At 69.6% G+C, this 6,567-nt stretch carries 6 protein-coding genes and 1 pseudogene; 1 reads left to right on the plus strand and 6 read right to left on the minus strand.

Going from position 1 to position 6,567, the window contains the following annotated elements:
- Positions 1-429: 429 nt before the first annotated feature.
- The 5 genes from nusB to aroC form a co-directional block, all read right to left on the minus strand.
- Positions 430-864 carry a transcription antitermination factor NusB gene (gene nusB, locus VFA06_RS16270; RefSeq protein ID WP_324841425.1) on the minus strand — a complete coding sequence of 145 codons (435 nt, stop codon included), beginning with the start codon at positions 862-864 and terminating at the stop codon, positions 430-432.
- Position 865: 1 nt separating this feature from the next.
- Positions 866-1,429 carry an elongation factor P gene (gene efp / locus VFA06_RS16275; protein ID WP_324841426.1) on the minus strand — a complete coding sequence of 188 codons (564 nt, stop codon included), beginning with the start codon at positions 1,427-1,429 and terminating at the stop codon, positions 866-868.
- A gap of 160 nt (positions 1,430-1,589) precedes the next feature.
- The gene (aroB, locus tag VFA06_RS16280; protein WP_324841427.1) at positions 1,590-2,666 is read right to left on the minus strand and encodes a 3-dehydroquinate synthase; all 1,077 of its coding nucleotides are present in this window, start codon (positions 2,664-2,666) and stop codon (positions 1,590-1,592) included.
- Positions 2,663-3,166 carry a shikimate kinase gene (locus VFA06_RS16285; protein WP_324841428.1) on the minus strand — a complete coding sequence of 168 codons (504 nt, stop codon included), beginning with the start codon at positions 3,164-3,166 and terminating at the stop codon, positions 2,663-2,665. The genes aroB and VFA06_RS16285 overlap by 4 nt, the downstream gene beginning before the upstream one ends.
- Positions 3,163-4,404, minus strand: a complete 1,242-nt coding sequence (gene aroC / locus VFA06_RS16290) for a chorismate synthase (RefSeq protein ID WP_324841429.1) — start codon at positions 4,402-4,404, stop codon at positions 3,163-3,165. Before aroC ends, VFA06_RS16285 begins: the two co-directional genes overlap by 4 nt.
- 590 nt (positions 4,405-4,994) lie before the next feature.
- Here aroC and VFA06_RS16295 point away from each other — a divergent pair.
- Positions 4,995-6,218 carry a DUF6882 domain-containing protein gene (locus VFA06_RS16295; protein ID WP_324841430.1) on the plus strand — a complete coding sequence of 408 codons (1,224 nt, stop codon included), beginning with the start codon at positions 4,995-4,997 and terminating at the stop codon, positions 6,216-6,218.
- A gap of 66 nt (positions 6,219-6,284) precedes the next feature.
- Here VFA06_RS16295 and VFA06_RS16300 read toward each other — a convergent pair.
- Positions 6,285-6,567, minus strand: a pseudogene (locus VFA06_RS16300) (shikimate dehydrogenase); the annotation flags it as partial.

Raw genomic sequence — 6,567 nt, forward strand, 5'->3', positions numbered from 1 at the left:
AGGATCAAACTCTCCAAAAAAGAATCATTCGAAATCCTGGCCATCCGTCCCGACGGGGGTCGGGACAACAGCCATCCAAAACATAAATGGCATCACAGACAAAAATGTCGACACACTGTTGAGTTCTCAAGAAACAGACACCGTTTCCCCGGAGTTTTTCGACTCCGGAGAGGTGTTCTCTTTCGGTAATCCCTACTCTACCAGATCTTCCCGACCGCTTTTCCCACCGCTTCACGAGAAAGCAGTAGCACCCGAATCCTTCGCGATTGCGAAGCCTCGGAAGCGAGTCCGAAAGAAGGAGGAAGGGAGTTCGCCGGTGTGATCATCGGCAACATCCGCTGCACTGATCCGCACTCGGCGACGTCTAACCACGCTACGCCTGACCGGAACTGACGTCAAGTCAGATGCGCTCGAATCCAGCCATCCCGGTCAGCGCTGAAGCGTCGGCTTCAGTTCGCGCAGCCGATCGAGCAGACCGTTGACGAACTGCGGGGAATCCGCCGTGGACAGCTCCTGAGCCAGCGAGACCGCCTCGTCGATGGCGACCACCTCGGGCACGTCCGTGCCCCACAACAGTTCGAACAGGCCGAGACGCAGGACATTGCGATCCACCGCCGGCATCCGGTCGAGCGGCCAGCCGATGGAGTAGGTCTCGATCAGCGAGTCGATCCGCTCCAGGTGCTCAACCACCCCGTTGACCAGCTCGATCGCGTACTCGCCGATGCGCGGGTCGGTGTCCTGCGCGGTCGCCTGCTGGGACCTGGCCACGCGGTCGGCCAGGACGCGTGACGCGTCCACGCCCTTGAGGTCAGCCTCGAAGAGCACCTCGAGGGCGCGCCGCCGCGCCTTGCTCCTGGTCGCCACGTCAGCTGTTGATCCGGCCGAGGTACTTACCGTCGCGGGTGTCCACCTTGACCTTCTCGCCGGTGGAGATGAACAGCGGGACCTGGATCTCGTAGCCGGTCTCCACGGTGGCCGGCTTGGTGCCGCCGGTCGAGCGGTCGCCCTGCAGGCCGGGCTCGGTGTAGGTGATCACGAGCTCGACGGCGGCCGGCAGCTCCACGTACAGCGGCACGCCGTCGTGCGTGGCGACGGTGGCCTCGGCGCTCTCGAGCAGGAAGTGCGCGGCGTCGCCCACTGTCTCGGCCGGGACGTGGATCTGGTCGTAGGTGTCGGTGTCCATGAACACGAAGTCGGTGGACTCCTTGTACAGGTACTGCATCGTGCGCTTGTCGACGTTCGCCGTGTCGACCTTGATACCGGCGTTGAAGGTCTTGTCGACCACCTTGCCGGTCAGCACGTGCTTGAGCTTGGTGCGCACGAACGCCGGTCCCTTGCCGGGCTTGACGTGCTGGAACTCCACGACATTCCACAGCTCGCCGTCGAGATTGAGCGTCATGCCGTTCTTGAGGTCGTTGGTCGAGGCCACGGCCGGGTGACTCCTAGCGTGAGACTACTCTGATCTGATTGCCAGCCGACAAGTCTACCGTCCGGGCAACGGCCCGATTGCCGCCGAGCTGGTGCGACCGGTGGCGCAGCGGGGGCGGTGGCGCACGACGGTCGGCGCGTTTACGCGGCCCGCGCGTGCGTCAGGCGGATACCTCGGCGTAGGCGGCGGCGAGCAGCTGCGGGTCGGGGGCTTCGAGGACGGTCGGCTTGGCCAGGCCCTGCAGCACGATGAAGCGCAGGCGGTCGGCCCGGGACTTCTTGTCGATGCGCATGGCGTCGAGCAGCTTCGGCCAGGCGTCTGCCTGGTAGGTGAGCGGTAGGCCGAGCGCGCCGAGCAGATCGCGGTGGCGCTGCGCCGTGGGTTCGTCGAGGCGGCCGGCCAGGCGGCCGAGCTCGGCGGCGAAGACCATGCCGACCGAGATCGCGGCGCCGTGCCGCCACTGATAGCGCTCGTTGCGTTCGATGGCGTGGCCGAGGGTGTGGCCGTAGTTGAGGATCTCCCGCAGCCCGGATTCCTTGAGGTCGGCGGAGACTACGTCGGCCTTGACCTGGACGGCGCGGCGGATCAGCTCGTGGGTGTGCGGCCCCTCCGGGGACTTGGCCGCCTCGAGGTCTGATTCGATCAGCTCGAGGATGGCCGGATCGGCGATGAAGCCGCACTTGACCACCTCGGCCAGGCCGGCGACGTACTCGTTGCGCGGCAGGGTCTCCAGCGCGGCGAGGTCGCAGAGCACGCCCACGGGCGGGTGGAACGCGCCGACCAGGTTCTTGCCCTCGGCGGTGTTGATTCCGGTCTTGCCGCCGACCGCGGCGTCGACCATGCCGAGCAGCGTGGTCGGGATCTGCACCACGGGCACGCCGCGCAGCCACGTGGCGGCGGCGAACCCGGCCAGGTCGGTGGTGGCTCCGCCGCCGACGCCGACGATCGCGTCGGTGCGGGTGAAGCCGGCCTGGCCGAGCACCGACCAGACGTAGGCGAGGACCTGAGCGGACTTCGCCTCCTCGGCGTCGGGCACCTCGATGGTCACGGCCTCGTAGGTGACGTCGAGGTCGGCGCGGATCGCCTCGGCGGTGGCGGCCAGCGCCTTGGGGTGGATGACCGCGACGCGCGCGGGCTTTGTGCCGAGCAGCGCCGGCAGTTCGCCGAGCAGGTTGGTGCCGATGACGACGTCGTAGGGCTTCTCGCCGCCGACCTTGACTGTGGTCGAGTCGGTCATGCCGGCAGCTCCTTGACGATCAGGTCGGCGACCTCTTCGGGGGTGCGGTCGACGGTGGAGACGGTGATGGTGGCGACCTGCTCGTAGAGCGGCCGGCGCTGGTCGAGCAGCTGGCCGAGTTGGCCGCGCACGTTGCCGAGCAGGAGCGGGCGGGCGGTGCTCAGGCCGGCTCTGCGGGCGGCCTCGGCCAGGTTCACCTCGAGATAGGCGACGTGCTGACCGGCGAGGACCTGCCGGGTGTCCGCGCGCATGATCGCGCCGCCGCCGAGGGAGAGCACTCCGTCGTGAGTGGCGACGGCGGTGCGGACGGCCTTGGCCTCAAGGTCGCGGAAGTAGGGCTCGCCCTTCTCGACGAAGAGCTCCGAGATCGTCATTCCGGCGGTGGCCTCGACGTCGGCGTCGGTGTCGCGGAAGGCGACGCCGAGCCGGTCGGCGATCAGCGGGCCGACGGTGCTCTTCCCGGAGCCTGGGGCGCCGACGATGATCACCCGCGGACTCACCGGAGCACCTCCAGCCCGCGGGCCTGCACGTCGGCGAGGTAGCCGGCGATGTTGCGCGCGGTCTCGGTCACCGAGTCGCCGCCGAACTTCTCCAGCACCGCCTCGGCGAGGACCAGGCCGACCATGGCCTCGGCCACGACGCCCGCGGCCGGCACGGCGCACACGTCGGAGCGCTGGTGGTGCGCGGTGGCGGACTCGCCGGTGGCGGTGTCGATGGTGGCCAGCGCGCGCGGGATGGTGGAGATCGGCTTCATCGCGGCGCGCACCCGCAGCACCTCGCCGGTGGACATGCCGCCCTCGGTGCCGCCGGAGTGGCCGGTGCGGCGGCGCACGCCGGGGCGGCCGGGGTCCATCTCGTCCTGGGCGAGGGAGCCGCGGACCGCGGCGAGGCCGAAGCCGTCGCCGAGCTCGACGCCCTTGATCGCCTGGATGCTCATCAGCGCGGCGGCGAGCCTGGCGTCGAGCCGCCGGTCCCAGTGCACGTGGCTGCCGAGGCCGGGCGGCAGGTTGTAGGCGAGGACCTCGACGACACCGCCGAGGGTGTCGCCGGCCTTGTGGCAGGCGTCGATCTCGGCGACCATCGCGGCGCTGGTCTCCGGGTCGAAGCAGCGGACCGGGTCGGCGTCGACGCGTTCGAGGTCGCCAGGGCCGGGTTGCAAGCCGTCGGGGGTGGTGATCGGGCCGAGCCGGACCACGTGGGAGACGATGTGGATTCCGGCGGCCTGGTCGAGGAAGGCGCGGGCCACGTCGCCGAGCGCGACGCGGGCGGCGGTCTCCCGGGCGCTGGCGCGCTCGAGGACCGGCCGGGCGTCGTCGAATCCGTACTTCTGCATGCCGGCCAGGTCGGCGTGGCCGGGGCGGGGTCGGGTGAGCGGGGCGCTGCGGGCCTGGCCGGAGCCGGTGGCGGAGAACTCGGCGGAGCCGGGTTCCACCTCGTCGAGCGAGGCCGGGCCGGCGATCGGGTCGGCGGCCATGACCGTCTCCCACTTGGGCCACTCGCTGTTGCCGATGCGCACCGCGATCGGGCCGCCCTGGGTCAGGCCGTGCCGCACGCCGCCGAGGAAGGCGACCTCGTCCTGCTCGAACTTCATCCGGGCACCGCGGCCGTGGCCGAGCCGGCGGCGGGCGAGCGCGTCCGAAACCGCCTTGGTGGACGTGCGCACGCCGGCCGGCAGTCCCTCGATGATCGCGACGAGCGCGGGACCGTGCGATTCGCCTGCGGTGAGCCAACGCAACATGCCCCGATCATTTCACGGAGTGCTCGGCTGGCGGAAAAGGTTGTCCACAGGCCGGGATATGGTCTGACTTTTTCTGGCGAGTTCGTCAGGTCCTGGGTTCGGCCGTCGGTGGGCTTCGCGAGTTGTTCAGCGGGCGGCCCGATGGGAGACTGGCCCGTCCCTCAACGGCGATGCGTGCGGCGAGGTTGGGAGTGCGGATGTCCAGCACAGCGGGCTTCGGCGGGGCGGGAGCCACGGGGGCGGGGAGCTTGGCGCGCTCGACGCCGCAGGTGTACCACGATGCGGTTCTGGCGTCGCAGCAGCCTGATGGCCGGGATACGGGCACAGGCTCGGGGCCCTTGCCGCCGTTGGTGCCGCCGCCGATCGATCCGAGCCTGGGTGCGTTCGCGCCGGGCACGGGTCCGGTTCGGCAGGGAGCTGAGAACGCGCCGTCGAGTGCGGGCGCGCCGGCGCAGCACCTGCAAGGGCCGCCACAGCACCTGCCGCAGGGGAACCCGCAGGCGCCGCAAACTCAGCAGGCCAGGCCGGCGCCGCCGCAGCAACAGCAGCCGTCACACGACCCTCAGGTCCCGCAGCAGGCAGGTTTTCCGATGGCGCGCGTCTTCGATGGCGTCAAGCCGGATGGCGGCCCGCTGATCAATCGCCAGAACCTCGATCCGCGCGAGCTTCCCGCGCTTCAGGCCTACCTGACCCGAGCCGCCGTCGTGCTTTCCGCACCTGGGACGACCCGTGACGAACTTGTGCCGGGCGCGCTGCCGAACGTGCCGCGCGCGTTCCACAGCGATGGCACATGGATCTGGCCGGCGGCTGTGGGCTACTACCTGAGTCTTTACCAGCTTCCGCCGCAGCCGGAGCTACTCGCGCACATCAGATCTCGCCAGTACACGCTCGTGCCGGTGCACCCGCAGGCAGTGCAAGCCGCCGCCGCGCAGATCGTCGCGACGCTTAACGCGCGGCAGGCACGCCCACCGGCGCCTTCGCACGTGCCCCCGCAGACTCCGATGCACGTACCGCCGCAAGCGCACCTGGCGCAGGGCAGCGTCGGTGGACCGGCCGTTCACGCCGACCCCGTCGTTCCCGTGGCTTCGGCTCCGCCGGAAGCGGTGAACCTGATCGAGTTCAGCGCGGGCTTCAACGCCGTGGGCAATCGTCACGCGGCGTGGGTTACCGAGCAGCTGGAAACGTTCCTGGCCTATCTGCCGCTCGGCGAATGGTCCGTTGATCACGCGACGCGTACGTATCGGCAATCTGGTCGTGAGTTCGCGGTGGACGCCCTCGGGACGCTTTCTCCGGCAGGCGTCTGGACGTGGGCCTGGGCTGATCCGGTGAGCTGGGGTCAGAACTCGGCGATCACCGAGCAGGCCCGGCGGTTGCGCGCCCTAGGCGAGCGCGAGGGCATCGCAGAGTTCGTCACTGCGGCCTTTGGTCTGGTGGGCATCGCGGACGCGCCTGACAGCCCTCAGGACGCCGCGGAGATGCTTGCCTGGACCGCCATGGGGATGCTGGGCGCGCGCGGCTACATCGGGCACAGCGGCCCGGACGGAGAGGGCGGGGCGCGCGTGTACTACGTGGTCTGCGATCCCTCGGTACCGAGCGCGGTACCTCGGCTCGGCACGGTACCGCGCTTCGTGATGGAAGGCGCTGCGACGTTCGGAGAGGACGCCGCCGAGTGCGTGCTCGGATATGTAGAGCACTACGGCTGGGAGTGGAGTCGCGTACCGGGAGGCATCGTGGTGGCGGCCGAGGGCATCGGTTCGTTCACGGTGGAGTTCGCCGCGGACGGTCAGCTCACCGGTCTTTCGTTGCACAGATGAGGGTGCCCGAGCCAGGGCATTCGACGCGTATGAGTCAGCCGCGGCTCGTGGTACCGCAACCTGTGGTCAGCGTTCGCTGAGCGCTGCGGTCCCGGCTTCCCGCATGGCCGCCACCACTGTGTCGCGCTGTGCGGGATCGGCTCCGGTCATAAGCTCCACCTGCAGCGCGGCCTGGTGGATAAGCAGGTCAAGTCCGCCGAGCACCGTGCCGCCCGCCTGTTGCCAGGCGGCAGCGAGGCGCGTCGGCCAGGGATGGTAGATTACGTCGAAGAGCGTGCCCACGGGCTTGGTCACGCTCTCCGCGAGCTCGTCCGCGGCGCCGGCAGGCGTCGTGTTGACGACAAGCGGG

The sequence above is a fragment of the Actinocrinis sp. genome (assembly GCF_035653575.1).
Classification (GTDB): Bacteria; Actinomycetota; Actinomycetes; order Streptomycetales; family Catenulisporaceae; genus Actinocrinis.